Source organism: Paenibacillus sp. FSL P4-0176 (assembly GCF_037975265.1).
In the GTDB taxonomy this organism is placed as follows: Bacteria; Bacillota; Bacilli; order Paenibacillales; family Paenibacillaceae; genus Paenibacillus; species Paenibacillus amylolyticus.
This window is the reverse complement of sequence record NZ_CP150242.1, coordinates 1987239-2004685: the sequence shown is the minus strand read 5'-3', so window position 1 is coordinate 2004685 and position 17447 is coordinate 1987239. Positions and strand designations below refer to the sequence as shown.

Sequence of the window (17447 nt, the reverse complement as noted above, 5' to 3'; positions counted from 1 at the left end):
TTAACCAAACTTAAAAACTTACTACACGATTCGACAAAAAACATATTAACCAACGTTCAATTCACATGCATACACATGCTATCTGGTACATAATAACATTTAATTTTGTATACGTGAACTAAAAAATAGTTACTCCTAGGAATATTTATTCACAAATATAGAGAAAAACAAGGCATTAAGAACTAAAAAAACATGGATCTCCAGTTAGAGTCCATGTTTTCCTATTTTACAACTGTATTTCAGACTATATTACTTATCAAAATTCACTTCTGGTGTTGTTAATTTATCATAGAAATCAACAACCTTATCCTTGTCTTCCGATGAGCGAATCGCCATTGCTGAACGTGGATGCTCGTCCAACGCGCCTGTAATCATGTAAGGCAGAATGTAACCCCATTCTTCTTTTTCTCTGAGTGGAACCATCAACTGTTCCAACACACCAAGTACTGGACGCAGATTGTATTTTGTTCCTTTCAGATGAGCTACGAGCAATTCGGTTGGACAGTTTCCTGCCGCACGTCCCATACCATACACAGAAGCATCAAGCAGTTCAACGCCAAGTTCTGCCGCAACCAATGTGTTAGAAAACGCAAGTTGCATATTATTATGTGTGTGAACACCAAGACGTTTGTTAGGCAAGTGAGTCTTGAACTTCTCTACCAGATATTTCACATCATTATGGTCCAAGCTACCGTAGGAGTCTACAATGTAAACAACATCCACAGTGCTTTCTTTAATCAATTCAAAAGCTTCCAGCAATTCATTCTCCATAACATTGGAGAGTGCCATAATATTAAGTGTAGTTTCATATCCACGATCATGGAATGTTTGAACCAGTGCAAGTGCCTTGTCCACATCTTTGCTGTAGCAGGCAACCCGGATCAGATCCAGCATGCTCTCACTGCGAGGCAAGATATCATTTTCGTCCACACGACCTACGTCAACCAGCGCAGACAGTTTGGTATTGCCTTTTTGAGGAATAACTTTACGCAGGAAATCATCGTTCAGGAAACGCCATGGTCCTGCTTCCTCGGCACCTTTAAGCAACTTCGGAGAGTTCTTATATCCAATTTCCATATAATCAACGCCGGCTTCATTCAATCCAGCATATAGCTGTTGAACAAAGTCCACGCTAAAGTCCCAATTATTCACCAATCCGCCATCACGGATCGTACAATCTACAATTTTGCAATGATTTGTCTTCATTAATGTCTGCTCCTTTTCTGACCAACTTGTGTATTCCTCTCATGATACTTGAACGTGACAAGAAAAGTAAAGGGATTCCGGACTTATTTACTTCGATAAGATCTCCAGATTCGGTCAATCTCAACCATATCGGAACGATCGGGAACTTTCTCTCCATAACGGACGGCATTATACGTATCTGGCAGTCTCGCAGACAGCTCATCTTCTTCTACCTTCACACCATTCTGAATAATGGTCTGTGCAGCCTCCAGCGGAGTATGCGTCCCCTGTATTTCCACGCCTCGATGAGCTGCTCTTTCAATCCAAGTCCGATAGTAATACCGAACACGTTCGGCATCCTGTGCAGGGGGCGCCTCTTTCTTGCGAAACCAATTCTTTCGGACTTTTGCTGGCGCATCAAGCGTCTCACTGACATCGATATACTCCGTCCGTGGTTCTGCCTTCTTTTCACCTGGTTGTAACATCCCCTTGAATCGGTCCATAAGTCTGTTTATCGTTTTTTGTCCCAACCTCAGAAGCAGCCACAGAATTGCTCCTGCTACAGCACACATCACTACCCATCCGAGGATGTTCCAGAAGACTGAGGGCTCGGATGGCGGCTCTCTCCAGTCATTCGGTATATTTAACTGCTGATTGGGGTTGTCCATTGGTAATCGTGGCTCCTCGCCGGAAATCGGACCAAACCATCCCCTGATCCATGCGAGCAAGCGATCACGTAGCGGTCCCAGCCAGGCAGCCAGACTTGGGAAAGCACCAATCGCTACGATAACAATAAACATCCACATGAACCGCTGATGATTCGCACGTGCAAAATCTCTTAATACCAATCTTCTCTTGCCGTCATTGAGTATTGCCTGATCCAGTTGTAGCATATATCGTCCAACCAGCCAAAAGGCAAAACTGATCACTCCCGCAATATAGATCCATAGGGTATAGGTTTGTATCGGCTGCATGAATTCCAACGAATTCGAAGCAATCATAAGCACGATTGCACTAATTACACCCATAATCTGCAAGCGCCATAACAACACTGAATGAAAGACTGGCTGGAAGGTCAGACCTGTATAAGCCGATATGACTCCACACAGTACCAATGTGATGATATCCGGCAACGGGAGAATAAGGCTCATCCCAACAACGAGTGCGAAGAGAAGTCCTATGACGAGTGCCGCTAGTCCTCGAATGAGTGTACTTTTCTCGCTAAAACCTGGAATTTTATGCTGAATGAACTGTCCCAACCAACCTACAAGAACAACCAGGATGAATAATGTGTACGGCAAATGTTCCATTGCGTAGAATGAAGCAAGCGTAAATATCGGAAAAAGGTATATGCCAGCCATCAAGACGGCAAGCATTGTTATGAGTCCTGTGGTCGTCGCTACCGGTCTGTTCCTCATGCACTCACCGCCTTCGTATTACCCTTCACGTCCTCTACCGGGAGAATCGTTACACGATGTCCTTGTTCGTGCAGACGTGCAATCTCGTGCTCCATAGCGGTAGATACATAGGATGTAATCAGCAGATAGCTGCGGATTTGCTGTGCTTCTTCATTCAGACGTACTTCATCATTCAGGAATTGCTCCATGGGCACCATGCATTTCAACTCTGTCTCAGCCATAGCTTCCAGTAACCGTTCCAGATGGGGCGTGCCATAATCCGGTTCAATCCGAAGTGTATCGCGGCCTCCACCCACATGATAACCATTATGGGCGAAACCTGCTGGCAACCCTCTACCGATGGCATCCACTGCAGCCGTGGCAGCGTAACGAAGTGCCCGCTCAATCTTTTCCGGTCGAGTAACAACACTCCACATATCTGCAGATTCCTGAATGTTGACTACTATCCAGGATTGCGGATCAGCCGTCCATCCCTGCTTGTAGACCTGTAATTCACCTGTACGTGCACTCGCTTTCCAGTGAATACGATTCATGGGGTCGCCTGCACCATAAGGCCGAACACCCAGAATCAAGAAAGGATCTTCAACGATCCATCGTGATACTTCCACTTCTCCCTGCCATACCTGATAAATTGCAGGAAGATCCTCTGCATTCACTAATGAGGGATACACAATCATAGACATTTGCAAAGGAATCGGTTTGGTGGAACGCCACACGCCAAAGAGATCCCCACCTGTCATCGTTGCTGTATTTAATGGATAAACTCCACGCTGAGTACATGTAAAAGGATGCTTGCGCGTAATACGAGTAAACGGTTTTAACGTAAAAATACTCTTATGGTTCTGATAGATTTCGCCTTGACTAATATCCATACCTGAGCCGGAACGAAATACAAACGACACTGGCATCATCGATTCAAGTCTGAGCCACGGTACGGAGACTCGTTTCTCATTCGATATCGTCTCCACCATCTCAAGTTCATCTCCAGCGTAACAACGCAGCTTGCTGAATTGTCTGCTGTACCTGAGCTTTCGCAGTGCAGGTCGTCCAAACCACACACCATGTATAACAACGACAATGCCTCCAACAAGGACAAGCCATAATAATGCCATAAGATTAACGCCCGCTTGTAGCGAGATTCTCCGTAGGCACTTCTATCTGATTCAGAAGTTCCTGGATGATACGCTCCGCCAAGCCCTCTTGTTGTCTGATCCGGTTACGGAATACCAGTCGGTGGGCCAGCACAGGTTCCGCCAGTACTTTAATATCATCAGGCAAAACAAAGTCTCTGCCATGCAGTGCAGCCCAGGCCTGACTTGCCTTGAGTAATGCCTGAGCCCCTCGTGGACTTACGCCAAGCGAGAGCTCGGGATGTTGCCTTGTTGCTTCGGTTAACTGAATGATATATCGTAGCAAATCTTCGTTGATTTGCACTGTTTTATACGTATCCTGCGCCTTCAAAAGTTCTTCACGACTGATCACTGCCGAGAGATCATCAACAGAACGACTGGCTACCGTACGTCTCAAAATTTCTACACTCTCTTCACTGCTTGGATAACCCATGCGAATTTTCATCATAAAACGATCCATCTGCGCTTCAGGTAGTGGAAAAGTTCCCTGGTTATCTACAGGATTCTGGGTGGCGATAACGATGAATGGCCGTTCCAGCTGTCTCGTTGAACCATCGATACTGATCTGGCGCTCTTCCATACACTCCAGCAAGCTTGATTGTGTACGCGGTGTAGCACGGTTAATCTCATCGGCTAGTACAAGATTGGCAAACAAGGGGCCGGGTCGGAATTCAAAATCCCCTTCTTTTTGATTAAAAAAATGAATCCCTGTTAAGTCAGAGGGCAGCAAGTCCGGTGTAAACTGGATGCGTTGGAATGTGCAGTCCAATGAAGAGGCTACCGATTTGGCAAGCATCGTTTTTCCGGTACCCGGTACATCCTCCAGCAGCACATGTCCTGACGCTATGATCGCTGTCATCACCAGCTCTATCGTATGCTCTTTTCCCACAATCACTTTTCCCACATGATCCATCAATTGTTGATTCATTCGTTCCATTCCCTGGATTTCCATCTGCATCTCATCCTTCCGTTATGGAGCTTATGTATTCGCATTCATTACTAACTATAACCGTTATTGGCAACATAAAACAAAGGAGTTGGCAAATGGCCAACTCCTCGACTCCCCGCTTTTCTCAATATACCAAGGGTAACATAATTATAAACCGCGTGCCTTCGCCCTTTTTGCTATCCACAGAGATGGTGCCTCCATGGTTCTTGATGATTCGGTAACTCACCGAAAGTCCAAGCCCCGTTCCGCTCTCCTTGGTCGTGAAGAATGGATCAAACAGACGTACAAGCGTGTTATGGTCCATCCCATGACCGTTATCCGCGATGGAGATCTGCACGAACTTGTTTTCCGTGGCGGTAGATATTCGAATTAGACCCGTATGTTCTTCGCCAACTTCCTCAATGGCATCCATTGCGTTTTTCACCATATTCAAAATAACCTGCTTAATCTGTTTGACATCAATGGACACATTCAGCGGGGCATCCCCTTCATCCAGTACGATCTCGCATCCCTTCATCAACCCTTCGCTTTCGGTCAGCAAGACCACCTCTTTGAGCAAAGAGTCGACGGATATCACGGTCTTCTGTGGAGCTGACGGTTTGGAAGAATTCAAAAATTCGTAGATGATGTCATTCGCCCGATCAATCTCCGTCAGTATGATTCGAGCGTACTCGTCTTTGCCGAGCTGCAGCAAATGGGGCCTGAGCAGTTGAATGAACCCACGGATTGCAGTCAACGGATTACGAATTTCATGAGCAATAGATGCTGAAATTCGCCCCAGCATCGCAAGTTTGTCATTTTGATAAGCGGTCTGTTCAATTTGTTTATAATCAGATACATCTTTGACGCTGAACAAGAAGTCGCCATCCATCTGATCACCGTACGTCACAGTAACCAGCCAATGCCTTCCGTATTCATCAATCAATTCATGATAGCGCTTACGGTGAAAAATAGTTTCCCGATAGATACGTAAAATTTTCTTTTTCTTGAATCGGCTCATCTGCGGATGATGCAGCATTTGCATCAGGGTGCAGCCGCTCAACAGACTTCTTGGAAGTTCCAACAATTTTGCCATCTGAACGTTAATAAACGTCAATACACCGTGACTGTCAAACAACATAATACCGCTATCCAGATGTTCCAGTACATTCTCGTACTTGTTGTTATCCAGATGCACAGGCGGGAAACCATCCGTTGGTTGAGGCACTGTATCCTGAAATTCACTAATCATGTCAGGTTCCTCCTTTTCACGTAAATGATAAACTTGCCATTCGGACATCATATCATCACAGAAACAGGAAGGGCCGATTTTATTTTTCATTACCGGTGCCCTTTCGTTGGGGGGCTGAGCCGAAAATATGGATGGCATGGCCGGAACTCAAGCTGGTCTATTCCCGGTAACCAACAGTCGATCCGGAAAATCATATACGTTTGTCCCATTCTGACCTTCTCCTATTCCCAAACACGAACATTTTTTGCTCCGCCTCTTTTGCAAGTCTGTTTTTATCATAGACAAGTTTATAGAAGAGAGTCAATCGGAGAAAGTGTCGAATGGAAATTATTTTAAAAAAAACCTCGAATTAGTTCCAGAACACAGCACAAAAACGAAGCCGTTTCACCCAGTAGGCAAATCAGCTTCGTTTTTAATATCTTTAATTGGTGATATATCCGAGAGCATCTATAGTCCGGTCTTATTATGCTGAATTTTCAGTCTGCGCTGACTCATCACAGCTAATCGACGTTTAAGTTCGCTTTCCCACTTCTCGTCTTTGGTTTCCTTGGCGAGCCTGAGCAAATCCAGAGCCATATCAATCTGGCGCTGCACAATGACCATGGCATCCTCGCTCTCACGGTTTACACAGTTTTCAAAAATCGCATCCTCATCTTCTGTAACATAATCTTGAAAGTCGATCTCGGATGCACCGTCTCCATGCGCATATTCAGCCAGGATTTCGTATTCGTTTTCCACTTTATAATGCACCTCAACCCGGTGACACACCGGGCAAAACAGCAGGGGAACATTATGAACCTGGGTGCGGTAATGCTTCAGCGTGCCCTTCGTTCCAACCATACTTGCCCCACAACAGTAACTCATTTTTGTTCACCCTCCTTATTACGTGCCGGGACTTTTTTTGTTAAAATGCCATCCCGTACACTTACAGCACTTCCGAAAAGGAATAGTTCCATCAGTGTATCACATTCATGTACAGATTATAAATGCAGAGCACCGGAATATTTACCGGGTTTCCATACCCTATTCGCCTTGAAGGCCATCAATTCCTCTTTCAACAGATAAAAAGAAGACTTTCTTCTAATATATTATTAACACGCTTAGCTGCTTGTTCAAACACTTTTGATTAACTTCGTGATAACTTCCGGCAAAAGGGTGCAAAAAGCCCTCAATCCCTAACGGGATGAGGGCTTGAACAAAAACCGTTCAAGTTAATCTGGCTTACAGGTTAGTGTCGCCTGGTTTCCAGTTCATTGCACACAATCCGCCGGATTGCAGTGCTTGCAGTACGCGAAGTGTTTCTTCAACACTACGGCCTACATCGTTGTGGTTAACCACTTGATATTTCAGTTCGCCTTCTGGATCGATGATGAACAGACCGCGCAATGCTACGCCTTCTTCTTCGATCAGAACGCCGTAATCTTTAGCCACTTGCTTCGTGATATCGGAAGCCAGCGGGAAGTTCAATTGACCCAGACCATTGCTGTCTACAGGTGTATTGATCCATGCTTTGTGGCTGTGTACGGAGTCTACGCTCACGCCAAGAATTTCTGTATCCAAAGCTTTAAATTGCTCGGAAGCAACGCTCAAAGCTGTAATTTCAGTTGGGCACACAAATGTGAAGTCCAAAGGATAAAAGAAGAATACAAGCCATTTGCCACGATAATCGGACAGTTTAACGGAACCGAAGTCTTGTCCGTCTCCCGATACTGTTTCCATTGCGAAATCCGGTGCTGGTCTACCTACCAAACGTTCTGCCATAACTAAAAATTCCTCCTTTGGGATTATGTAAGCATCCTTGCGGATTGCTCATCATCAAGAAAAACGCGTACGCTTTTCCTGTAATTAAAATGATTTGATACTTGATAACAAGTACAAGTAAAATGTTATCATCCGGACTTCCCAAAGTCAAGATTATAAACATTATTTTTTTATAATCATTATAAATAAGGATTTTTCGTGGCAAAAATGATAAAGGAACAGCCCTCTGTACATTCCATAACTGGAAACAAAGGGCTGCCTGTAGTTGGTAATATAATTACGCCTGTTTCTGAATAGCCGCCACGATCAAATCGCCCATTTCGGTCGTGCTGATCGCTGTGCTCTTGTCTACAGCAATATCACTCGTGCGGTGTCCTGCATTCAATACATCCGACACAGCTGCTTCAATGGCATCCGCACCTTCTGTATAACCAAAGGTTGTACGGAACATCAACGCCAAAGAGAGAATGGTTGCAATCGGATTAGCGAGGCCTTGACCTGCGATATCCGGTGCGGAACCGTGTACCGGTTCATAGAGTCCGAAGCTGCCCTCTCCCAGTGATGCAGATGCGAGCATACCGATGGAACCTGTCAACATCGCTGCTTCATCACTCAAGATATCTCCGAACATGTTTTCCGTTACGATGACATCGAAGCTGGACGGACGACGCAGCAATTGCATCGCGCAGTTGTCTACCAGTACATGCTCCAGTTCAACATCCGGATAATCCGGTGCTACCCGGTTCACGACTTCACGCCAGAGACGGGAAGTTTCCAATACGTTGGCTTTGTCTACAGAAGCCAGCTTTTTGCGACGTCCTTGCGCAATTTCGAATGCCTGACGAACGATCCGCTCCACTTCTGTTACATTATATGCACACGTATCTACTGCCTCTTCGCCCTGTGCACTTTCACGTCTGAATTTCTCACCGAAGTAGATCCCACCTGTCAACTCACGTACCACCATCAGATCTGTACCTTCCAGTACTTCAGGCTTCAGAGTTGAAGCATCCTTCAAGCAATCAAATACAACAGCCGGACGCAGGTTGGAGAACAATCCAAGTGCTTTGCGAATACCCAGCAGGCCTGTTTCCGGGCGAAGCTCCTTGCTGTTGTTATCCCATTTTGGACCACCAACCGCACCAAGCAGGACTGCATCTGCACTTTTACATACAGTCAGTGTTTCTTCAGGAAGAGGCGTACCCTTCTCATCAATCGCGATTCCGCCAAACAACGCATGCTCTGTCTCAAAACGATAACCGAATACTTCCTCCGTACGTTTAAGAACTTTCTCAGCCTCAGCTACCACTTCAGGGCCGATTCCATCACCAGCAATAACTGCAATTTTTTTCACGTCTGCCATTGGGTTGTCCACTCCTTATATTTCATTCATTAATTATTCATAAAGTAACGTCTCATATTAACTCTCTCTTTTGTATCATATTCCAAGGTCATTTGACCAAGATATACAATCTATGACTTTAATAGATTTTACCTATAAGCCAATAGAGATTGGCCTTTCCAAGTTGTTCTGACCTCCCGGCTGGGTTAAAATATAGCTGAATTCAAATCAGGTACGTAGGAGGGATAAGCAACATGCAATATTCGTATTTGGGTAAATCAGGCCTCAAGGTCAGCCGAATCTGTCTCGGTACCATGAATTTCGGGCCTGCTACAGATGAAAAAGAAGCTTTCCGCATTATGGACGCAGCACTCGATGCAGGCGTGAACTTTTTTGATACCGCTAACATCTACGGTTGGGGTGAAAATTCCGGCCTTACCGAAGAAATTATCGGACGCTGGTTCAACCAGGGCGGAGGCAGACGTGAAAAAGTAGTTCTGGCCACCAAAGTATATGGCTCCATGCATGATGATACAGATGGCCCCAACAACGAAGCTGGCCTCTCCGCCTACAAAATCAGACGGCATCTGGAGGGTTCCCTCCGCCGCTTACAGACCGATCATATCGAGCTATACCAGATGCATCATGTAGACCCTGCCATATCGTGGGACGAGCTGTGGGGTTCGTTCGAGAATGCCGTTCATCAGGGTAAAATCGGTTATGTAGGGTCAAGCAACTTTGCTGCATGGCAGATTGCAATTGCACAAAGCGAAGCCAAGAATCGCCATTTCCTCGGCCTGGTTTCCGAACAACACAAATATAGTCTCAACTGTCGTTTACCTGAACTGGAAGTGCTGCCTGCCGCCAAAGAACTGGGCCTCGGTGTCATTCCATGGAGTCCATTGGATGGTGGGTTACTGGGACGTAACGCTCTGCAAAAGCTGGAAGGAACACGCAGCGGGGGCATCGCTGGACGGATCGAGCAGCAGCAAACTCAGCTTGAAGACTTTGCCGCACTGTGTCGTGATCTCGGTGAACCACAGGATACGGTGGCTTTGGCATGGGTTGCAGCCAATCCGGCGGTGACCGCCCCGATTATCGGACCGCGTACGCTGGAGCAGTTTGAGACCGCACTCAAATGTCTGGACGTGACTTTGGATGAAGCTGTGCTCAAACGTCTGGATGAGATTTTTCCGGGCCCAGGTGGACATGCACCTAATGCATACGCATGGTAATAGATTGAAAGCGTAAGTCAATGTAATGATAACCGTATAATATGCATTGTGTTTCACTGCCATAATTATATAAATCAGCATTCTGCATAATTCGAATCATACCGCTCACGGGTACAAGATATAGACGAACAGAATCATTTCGATCTATATCTTGCTGATTGGAAGACGCTTAGAGGATTTATGCAAAATGCTCAAATACAAGCAAAAGAGTCTGACCCTCCACAGGAGAGTCAGACTCTTTACGTACCTCACTAAACGTAACAAAGCAAGCCGAACGATCTTCTATATCCATTAAATTAAAGATTGATCATTCTAGCAGCATACATGTATCTCGGCTTATAGTTAAGTTCAATGAAGGGTGCGTGCTTCTTACATCGGAGCCTACAGGTTAACGTTTACACGGTTCGTATATGTCTTGCGCTTCTCAATCAATTGATTCAGGCCGTCTACATAGGCGCGTGCACTTGCACCCAATATATCTGTGCTTACGCCACGTCCTTGTACCGAAACCTGATTCTGAGTCAGCACAACATGTACTTCACCCAATGCATCTTTACCATGCGTTACCGATTTGATGGAATAGTCAGACAACGTTACGTCTTCCCCACTCACTTGGTCAATCGCATTGTAGATTGCATCTACCGATCCGTTACCCTCTGCTTGCTTCTCAAGCGTATCCCCGTCAAGCGTTGCAATGCGGACTTTGGCCGTTGGTACCGATTCGTCTCCGTACGTTACGAAGATGGATTCCAGTTTATACACCTCAGGTGCATCCTGCAATTTCTCTTCAATTACGGCAAGCAGATCTTCGTCAGTAACTTCTTTTTTCTTATCAGCCAGATCTTTGAACTGGGCGAAAGCCCGATTCAATGCTTCTTCTTCCAGCTCATATCCCAGATCAATCAACCGTTCACGGAAGGCATGACGACCAGAATGTTTACCCAGTACAAGTTTACTTTCCTTCAGACCGATGGACTCTGGAGTCATAATCTCGTACGTTGTTTTTTCCTTCAACATGCCATCCTGGTGAATGCCGGATTCATGTGCAAAGGCATTTGCCCCAACAATAGCTTTGTTTCCAGGCACAACCATACCTGTCAAACGGCTAACCAAACGACTGGTCCGTGCAATCTCAGACAACTGCAGCGATGTTTTCGCTTGGAAAAATTCCTGACGTGTCTCCAGCGCCATAGCAATTTCCTCGATCGCCGTGTTTCCGGCACGTTCACCAATGCCATTGATCGTACCTTCGATCTGATCGGCTCCGTTGAGAATGGCTGCAAGTGTATTGGCCGTCGCCATACCCAAGTCATTATGGCAGTGGGCACTCAGCTGTACCTTTTCAATACCGTGTACATTCTCCTTGAGATGTTTGAAAATGTTTCCGTATTCATATGGGCTCAGGTAACCAACCGTATCCGGAATATTCACGACAGCTGCACCTTCTTCAACAGCCATATTCACCATTTCCACGAGGAAATCATACTCGGTACGACCTGCATCCTCAAGGGAGAATTCAATCTTCGAGAATGTTTTCTTTGCATAACGAATCGCGGAACGAGCTGTATCCAGTACCTGCGCTTTGTCCATACGCAATTTATGTTGGCGGTGAATAGGTGAAGTTGCCAGGAAAACGTGAATGCACGGGTCCTGTGCACCTTTAAGTGCTTCCTTAACTGCATCAATGTCTTGCTCTCTGGAACGGGACAAGCCAATTACAGTCACATTTTTGACCGCATTTGCTACTGCATTGACAGCTGCCAGGTCACCTGGAGATGCCGCCGGGAAACCCGCTTCCATCCGGTCAATGCCAAGCCGCTCGAGCTGATGGGCAATTTCCACCTTTTCACGAGTGTTCAGATTGACTCCCGGGGATTGCTCTCCATCACGCAGCGTTGTGTCAAATACATAGATTTTACGCACGCTTCGCACCTCCTGTACTTGTTATTATATGTTTCTCTGAACCAGCAATAGCGGCTCACGCATAAGCACGGCCGCTATTCCCAGTTAAAGCTCTAAGTTTACTTGATTACCTTAAAGTGCATGCTCTAGAAGTTAATGCTTACTTCTTGATCCAGTGCATCATCTCACGCAATTGTCCGCCAACCACTTCGATTGGGTGTTCAGCTTCGTTACGACGAGTTGCTGTCAAGAATGCACGTCCGGATTGGTTTTCCAGAATGAAGTCGCGTGCGAATTTACCTTGTTGGATATCCGTCAGGACTTCTTTCATTGCTTTCTTCGTATCTTCAGTTACAACGCGAGGTCCAGTTACATAGTCACCGTACTCAGCTGTGTTACTGATGGAATCACGCATGCTTGAAAGTCCGCCTTCATACATCATGTCAACGATCAGCTTCAGTTCGTGCAGACATTCGAAGTATGCCATTTCAGGAGCGTAACCCGCTTCTGTCAACGTTTCGAACCCAGCTTTTACCAATGCACTCACACCACCACACAGAACAGCTTGCTCACCGAACAGATCTGTTTCTGTTTCTTCACGGAAGGAAGTTTCGATAACCCCTGCGCGTGTACAACCGATACCTTTAGCATAAGCCAAACCGATTTCTTTAGCTTTACCCGTTGCATCTTGCTCAATCGCGATCAGGCCCGGTACACCAAAACCTTCCACATAAGTACGACGTACCATGTGACCAGGGGACTTAGGAGCTACCAGCAATACATCGCTGTTTTTTGGAGCAACGATTTGACCGAAATGAACGTTGAAACCGTGTGAGAAGAGCAATGCAGCGCCTTCTTTCAGGTTTGGTTCGATTTCGTTTTTGTATACAGAAGCTTGAGTTTCGTCTGGCAGCAAGATTTGAACTACATCTGCGCGGCTTGTTGCTTCAGCCGGGGACAGAACTTCAAATCCGTCATTTTTTGCAGTGTCGAAGGATTTACCTTCACGAAGTCCGATGACTACGTTCAATCCACTATCACGAAGGTTTTGAGCTTGGGCGTGGCCCTGGCTACCATAACCGATTACCGCGATCGTTTTTCCTTTCAATACGTTAAGCTCTGCATCCTGTTCATAATAAGTAGTTACTGGCATGTTTATAAGTCCTCCTTTGTATTGTAAAGAACCCTTCATTAATGAGCGGGTGTCTCAAGGGACCGCCTCGCTTGGAGTGTCAAAAGCATCTCTGGTCTGGTCTGATCCGATCCGTTCAGACACCCGCCCATTAATGCGGGAATGTAGCTATATTTTCAAGCGTTACATCACTAAAATGTTAAATTATAACTGTTAAGGGACTGACACTCACATAAGATCAACTGTATATGTTAGCTAACCGTCGTCCCTCTTCATTCATTATAACTTTATACGTTGCCGCGTACCAATGCAGTTATGCCTGTACGGGACAATTCGCGAATGCCATATGGCTTGAGCAATTCAATCATAGCATCAATTTTGTCCGTATCTCCGACTACTTGCACAATCAAGCTGCCTGGACCAACATCTACAACGGATGCGCGGAATGTTTCTACCACACCCAGAATTTCAGGACGCTCGGAAGGCTCTGCTTTCACTTTAATCAAAGCGAGTTCACGGGCTACCATCGGTTTCAGGCTGAAATCAACCACTTTAATAACATCGATGATTTTATACAATTGTTTCTCAATCTGCTCCAGCGTTTTATCGTCACCAATGGTGACAATAACCATCCGGGAGAGTCCAGGTTCTTCCGATTGACCTACGGTAATACTCTCAATGTTAAATCCGCGTCGACCGAACAACCCTGATACACGCTGAAGGACGCCTGGCTGATCGTTTACCAATATTGAAATCGTATGTCTAATCATTCGTCAGCATCCCCCATCAGCATTTGATCAATTGTTGCTCCCTGCGGAACCATTGGATACACATTTTCATCCTTGCGTACTACGAATTCTACAACGACTGGTCCTGGTGTATCCAAAGCTTCCTGCCAAGCACGCGCTGCTTCTTCTTTATTCGTTGCACGTAATCCTTTCACGCCATATGCTTCAGCCAGTTTTACAAAATCGGGGCTTCCTGCCAGATCAATGTGGCTGTAACGGTTCTCATAGATGAGTTCCTGCCATTGGCGAACCATTCCAAGTACCTGATTGTTAATGATCACAATTTTTACCGGTATATTGTTAATGGCACAGATTGCGAGTTCTTGGGAACACATCTGCATTCCGCCGTCACCGTTAATGGAGATAACGAGTCTGTCCGGATTGGCCATCTGAGCACCAATTGCAGAAGGGAATCCAAAGCCCATCGTTCCGAGACCACCCGAAGTTACCCATGAACGTGGTTGATTAAACTTGTAATATTGTGCCGCCCACATCTGATGTTGTCCCACATCCGTAGTCACAATTGCTTCACCTTTGGTTGTATCATTCAACATTTCAACAACCCACTGCGGTTTCAGCACTTCGTCTGAATCCGTATAGCTGTATGGCTTCTCTTGTTTCCACTGTTTGATCTGGTCTCTCCATGCATCTGCACGCTCTGCACGTCCAACTTCTTTGTTGGCTATTTCAAGTACGGTCTTCACATCACCAACGATTGGAATATCGGTTGCAATGTTTTTACCAATCTCAGCCGGATCAATATCGATATGAACGATTTTGGCATGTGGAGCGAATCCGTCCAGCTTACCTGTTACCCGATCATCGAATCGTGCGCCGATATTAATCAGCAGATCAGACTGTTGGATGGCCAGGTTGGATGTGTATGTTCCGTGCATTCCTGGCATCCCTGTCCATAATTCATGCCCACTTGGGAATGCACCAAGCCCCAGAAGGGTTGTCGTAATCGGAATGCCTGTCTTCTCAACAAACTCGAACAGTTCTTCATGTCCTCCCGAGTATACCACACCGCCACCGGCCAGAATCATTGGACGTTCTGCTTCCTGAATGGCCTGAGCCAAACGGTCAACCTGCAGTTTGTTTGGTACTGTCCGTGGATTGTACCCTCTTAATGTAACAGGTTCAGTACTTGGTTCAAACAAGGTTTTGTTGGCTGAGACATCTTTCGGAATGTCGATCAGTACAGGACCTTTACGGCCGGTGTTCGCAATATGGAATGCCTCATGAATGATACTCGACAAATCCTTAACATCTTTTACCAGATAGCTGTGTTTGGTGATCGGCATTGTAATCCCGGTAATATCCGCTTCCTGGAAAGCATCCGAGCCGATCAGGCTGGAATTAACATTTCCCGTAATGACAACCAGCGGCACAGAATCCATATATGCCGTGGCTATTCCAGTAACCAGATTGGTTGCTCCCGGCCCGGAGGTAGCGATACAAACACCAACTTTGCCGCTTGCACGTGCATATCCGTCAGCTGCATGAATTGCACCTTGTTCGTGACGGGTTAAGACGTGTTTGAAATCCTCGAAACCATACATTGCATCGTAAATGTACAACACTGCGCCACCCGGGTAACCAAATACGCAATCCACACCTTCAAGCAACAAACTTCTCAGCAGAATCTCGGAACCGCTAATGACCTCCGGCTTCATCCATTTTTCACGTAATTCATCTGTCGATCGTACTTCTGGAATTTGAGCTCCCATTAGTCATCCTCCTCTCGGAATTTACACCATTCTGACATTTAAAGTTACAAAAAAAACCTTCCATCCCCTGCAAACAGTTCATGCTTGCGAGGGACGAAAGGTTATCGCTTCCGTGGTACCACCCAACTTTGCCCGAAATTTCGCAATAACGGACCTTACCAGGTACAACAAAACGAATAGCTCAAACGAACGTAGTCGTTTCCCATACCTGTTGTCTGTAACGCAGACATACGATTTTCCCTAATACGCGAAAGGAGTGACATCCAGTGCTTTTCAGGAAAACAGCTCCGAGGTGAGCTCGTATATAAGGGATAATGGTGGTGGTTTCAGCAATTCCAGCCACTCTCTGAGCAAAAGAGCCCTTAAAACTTCGTCCTCTTCATAGCCGATGAAATATTCTCGTTAAATGTTAGGAACATTATATGATTCCTCCAACCGATAAGTCAATACCTGTTTTGCATAAAAATTCAGAGAACCTTCCTTCCTCCCTCTTCAGCCTATAAGGTTGCCCTAATCCCAGCGCTTCATTCAGTCACCTTTTATCTTGCTTCGGGCATAGGATATACGAGCAGCACGACTGGTCCTGAAAGGAGGCTCCGCATGGTGATTCGGCAACGCACATCCAAGCTGGATGATGGCGCCATCATGAAGCTGATTGACACTCAACTTGTTCCTTTATCCCATATGAGCGAAAAGGAAATTAATAAAATCCGCAAAGAAATACCCCTGCGAATGAACAGGGGCATGACCTTTGTTGTCTCGCCGGAGCCAGATAAAGCTGCTGTGGCATTCATCCATTTTCTCATGCATGGGGAATTGCTCTATGTCGATATGATGGCCGTTAGTCCGAAAGAACAACGCAAACGTTACGGGCAAACTTTGTTGCTCAAAGCAGAGAGCTTTGCGGTATCTCGGGGTTGTCGAAGATCTAAAGTGATGGTGGATGAGGGCAATACCAAAGGACTTCAGTTTTATCAAAAAAATGGATACAGTGCGATTCGATACATCATGATAAGCCGCTGCTACGAATTGGAAAAAACATTATAGAATGTCCTAGAAAAATCCTGGTGGGCGTGGACCTGGACCATAAGGGCCGAATCCAGGACCAGGTCCATATCCGCCACCAGGTCCTCCAGGTCCATATCCCGGTCCGTAGCCTGGACCATATCCAGGGCCTGGTTTTGGTCCAGGTCCATATCCGGGACCGAAGCCGGGACCACCTCCATAAGCATAAGGCAGTGTGGCAATAGCGAGCAGATCAAACAATACCAGTGGCAGAATCGCTTTTGTACGTACTTTTTTGCCATTCAAACGCTTGAGTACCAGTTTGTTGCCCGATACTTTCAACAGCTTTCCCGTAACCCGAGTGCCGTCTTTTTTGATTGCAACAATATTTTTGCCTATTAGTTTCATCGCTTCATCACGCGTAACTTGTTGTTTCATACTTTCCCCTCCTCCTCGGATCGTTCAAAACAGTGTATTCGTCCATCACTGAATTCGCCTGTTTCTTTGTCCCTACCTGAAAATATGGGTATCTGCACGAGAACCAAGTTAAGCATGTAAAAGTCGATGGGCGTTCAAGAAAACAAAAAAAGGCCCGCACAAGGCGGACCCTTTATCAAAACTCTGAATAGCTAAACTGAT

The 17447-nt window shown here is 45.9% G+C and carries 15 protein-coding genes; 2 read left to right on the top strand and 13 right to left on the bottom strand.

What is annotated here, in order from left to right; genetic code table 11:
- Positions 1-249: 249 nt before the first annotated feature.
- The 8 genes from MKY95_RS09370 to leuB form a co-directional block, all read right to left on the bottom strand.
- Positions 250-1206: an aldolase catalytic domain-containing protein gene (locus tag MKY95_RS09370; RefSeq protein ID WP_339198382.1), complete on the bottom strand. Its 957-nt coding sequence runs from the start codon at positions 1204-1206 to the stop codon at positions 250-252.
- 83 nt (positions 1207-1289) lie between these two features.
- On the bottom strand, positions 1290-2603 hold the full coding sequence (locus MKY95_RS09365) for a DUF4129 domain-containing protein (protein WP_339198379.1): 1314 nt from the start codon (positions 2601-2603) through the stop codon (positions 1290-1292).
- A complete protein-coding gene (locus MKY95_RS09360; protein WP_339198376.1) occupies positions 2600-3715 on the bottom strand; it encodes a DUF58 domain-containing protein in 1116 nt (371 codons plus the stop codon). The genes MKY95_RS09365 and MKY95_RS09360 overlap by 4 nt, the downstream gene beginning before the upstream one ends.
- 4 nt (positions 3716-3719) lie before the next feature.
- Positions 3720-4685: a MoxR family ATPase gene (locus tag MKY95_RS09355; protein ID WP_339198373.1), complete on the bottom strand. Its 966-nt coding sequence runs from the start codon at positions 4683-4685 to the stop codon at positions 3720-3722.
- Between the two features lie 121 nt (positions 4686-4806).
- Complete coding sequence (locus MKY95_RS09350; RefSeq protein WP_036610143.1) at positions 4807-5913, bottom strand: PAS domain-containing sensor histidine kinase; 1107 nt, start codon at positions 5911-5913, stop codon at positions 4807-4809.
- 447 nt (positions 5914-6360) lie between these two features.
- A complete protein-coding gene (locus MKY95_RS09345; protein ID WP_017689649.1) occupies positions 6361-6777 on the bottom strand; it encodes a hypothetical protein in 417 nt (138 codons plus the stop codon).
- A gap of 357 nt (positions 6778-7134) precedes the next feature.
- Entirely contained in the window at positions 7135-7674 is a 540-nt protein-coding gene (locus MKY95_RS09340) for a peroxiredoxin (RefSeq protein ID WP_036610146.1), read from the bottom strand.
- A gap of 277 nt (positions 7675-7951) precedes the next feature.
- Entirely contained in the window at positions 7952-9037 is a 1086-nt protein-coding gene (gene leuB, locus MKY95_RS09335) for a 3-isopropylmalate dehydrogenase (RefSeq protein ID WP_036669759.1), read from the bottom strand.
- A gap of 233 nt (positions 9038-9270) precedes the next feature.
- Here leuB and MKY95_RS09330 point away from each other — a divergent pair, with 233 nt between their 5' ends.
- Positions 9271-10251 (top strand): aldo/keto reductase, encoded by a 981-nt coding sequence (locus tag MKY95_RS09330; protein WP_036669756.1) that lies wholly within the window; start codon positions 9271-9273, stop codon positions 10249-10251.
- Positions 10252-10632: 381 nt separating this feature from the next.
- Here MKY95_RS09330 and MKY95_RS09325 read toward each other — a convergent pair whose 3' ends face one another.
- The 4 genes from MKY95_RS09325 to ilvB form a co-directional block, all read right to left on the bottom strand.
- The gene (locus tag MKY95_RS09325; protein WP_017689653.1) at positions 10633-12174 is read right to left on the bottom strand and encodes a 2-isopropylmalate synthase; all 1542 of its coding nucleotides are present in this window, start codon (positions 12172-12174) and stop codon (positions 10633-10635) included.
- Positions 12175-12313: 139 nt separating this feature from the next.
- Positions 12314-13306 (bottom strand): ketol-acid reductoisomerase, encoded by a 993-nt coding sequence (gene ilvC, locus MKY95_RS09320; protein WP_036669754.1) that lies wholly within the window; start codon positions 13304-13306, stop codon positions 12314-12316.
- A 266-nt stretch (positions 13307-13572) separates the two neighbouring features.
- Positions 13573-14055 (bottom strand): acetolactate synthase small subunit, encoded by a 483-nt coding sequence (ilvN, locus tag MKY95_RS09315; protein WP_024628317.1) that lies wholly within the window; start codon positions 14053-14055, stop codon positions 13573-13575.
- Entirely contained in the window at positions 14052-15803 is a 1752-nt protein-coding gene (ilvB, locus tag MKY95_RS09310) for a biosynthetic-type acetolactate synthase large subunit (RefSeq protein ID WP_036610160.1), read from the bottom strand. The genes ilvN and ilvB overlap by 4 nt, the downstream gene beginning before the upstream one ends.
- Positions 15804-16403: 600 nt before the next feature.
- On the opposite strand from ilvB, the gene MKY95_RS09305 reads away from it, so the two are divergent.
- A complete protein-coding gene (locus MKY95_RS09305; RefSeq protein WP_100529523.1) occupies positions 16404-16850 on the top strand; it encodes a GNAT family N-acetyltransferase in 447 nt (148 codons plus the stop codon).
- A 6-nt stretch (positions 16851-16856) separates the two neighbouring features.
- On the opposite strand, the gene MKY95_RS09300 is transcribed toward MKY95_RS09305, so the two are convergent.
- Entirely contained in the window at positions 16857-17246 is a 390-nt protein-coding gene (locus tag MKY95_RS09300; protein ID WP_047842246.1) for a hypothetical protein, read from the bottom strand.
- Positions 17247-17447: the final 201 nt, after the last annotated feature.

Bases quoted from the DNA above. Each gene is read 5' to 3' on its own strand.
- MKY95_RS09370 (WP_339198382.1), bottom strand. From the start codon at position 1,206: ATGAAGACAAATCATTGCAAAATTGTAGATTGTACGATCCGTGATGGC.
- MKY95_RS09365 (WP_339198379.1), bottom strand. From the start codon at position 2,603: ATGAGGAACAGACCGGTAGCGACGACCACAGGACTCATAACAATGCTT.
- MKY95_RS09360 (WP_339198376.1), bottom strand. From the start codon at position 3,715: ATGGCATTATTATGGCTTGTCCTTGTTGGAGGCATTGTCGTTGTTATA.
- MKY95_RS09355 (WP_339198373.1), bottom strand. From the start codon at position 4,685: ATGGAAATCCAGGGAATGGAACGAATGAATCAACAATTGATGGATCAT.
- MKY95_RS09350 (WP_036610143.1), bottom strand. From the start codon at position 5,913: ATGATTAGTGAATTTCAGGATACAGTGCCTCAACCAACGGATGGTTTC.
- MKY95_RS09345 (WP_017689649.1), bottom strand. From the start codon at position 6,777: ATGAGTTACTGTTGTGGGGCAAGTATGGTTGGAACGAAGGGCACGCTG.
- MKY95_RS09340 (WP_036610146.1), bottom strand. From the start codon at position 7,674: ATGGCAGAACGTTTGGTAGGTAGACCAGCACCGGATTTCGCAATGGAA.
- leuB (WP_036669759.1), bottom strand. From the start codon at position 9,037: ATGGCAGACGTGAAAAAAATTGCAGTTATTGCTGGTGATGGAATCGGC.
- MKY95_RS09330 (WP_036669756.1), top strand. From the start codon at position 9,271: ATGCAATATTCGTATTTGGGTAAATCAGGCCTCAAGGTCAGCCGAATC.
- ilvC (WP_036669754.1), bottom strand. From the start codon at position 13,306: ATGCCAGTAACTACTTATTATGAACAGGATGCAGAGCTTAACGTATTG.
- ilvN (WP_024628317.1), bottom strand. From the start codon at position 14,055: ATGATTAGACATACGATTTCAATATTGGTAAACGATCAGCCAGGCGTC.
- ilvB (WP_036610160.1), bottom strand. From the start codon at position 15,803: ATGGGAGCTCAAATTCCAGAAGTACGATCGACAGATGAATTACGTGAA.
- MKY95_RS09305 (WP_100529523.1), top strand. From the start codon at position 16,404: ATGGTGATTCGGCAACGCACATCCAAGCTGGATGATGGCGCCATCATG.
- MKY95_RS09300 (WP_047842246.1), bottom strand. From the start codon at position 17,246: ATGAAACAACAAGTTACGCGTGATGAAGCGATGAAACTAATAGGCAAA.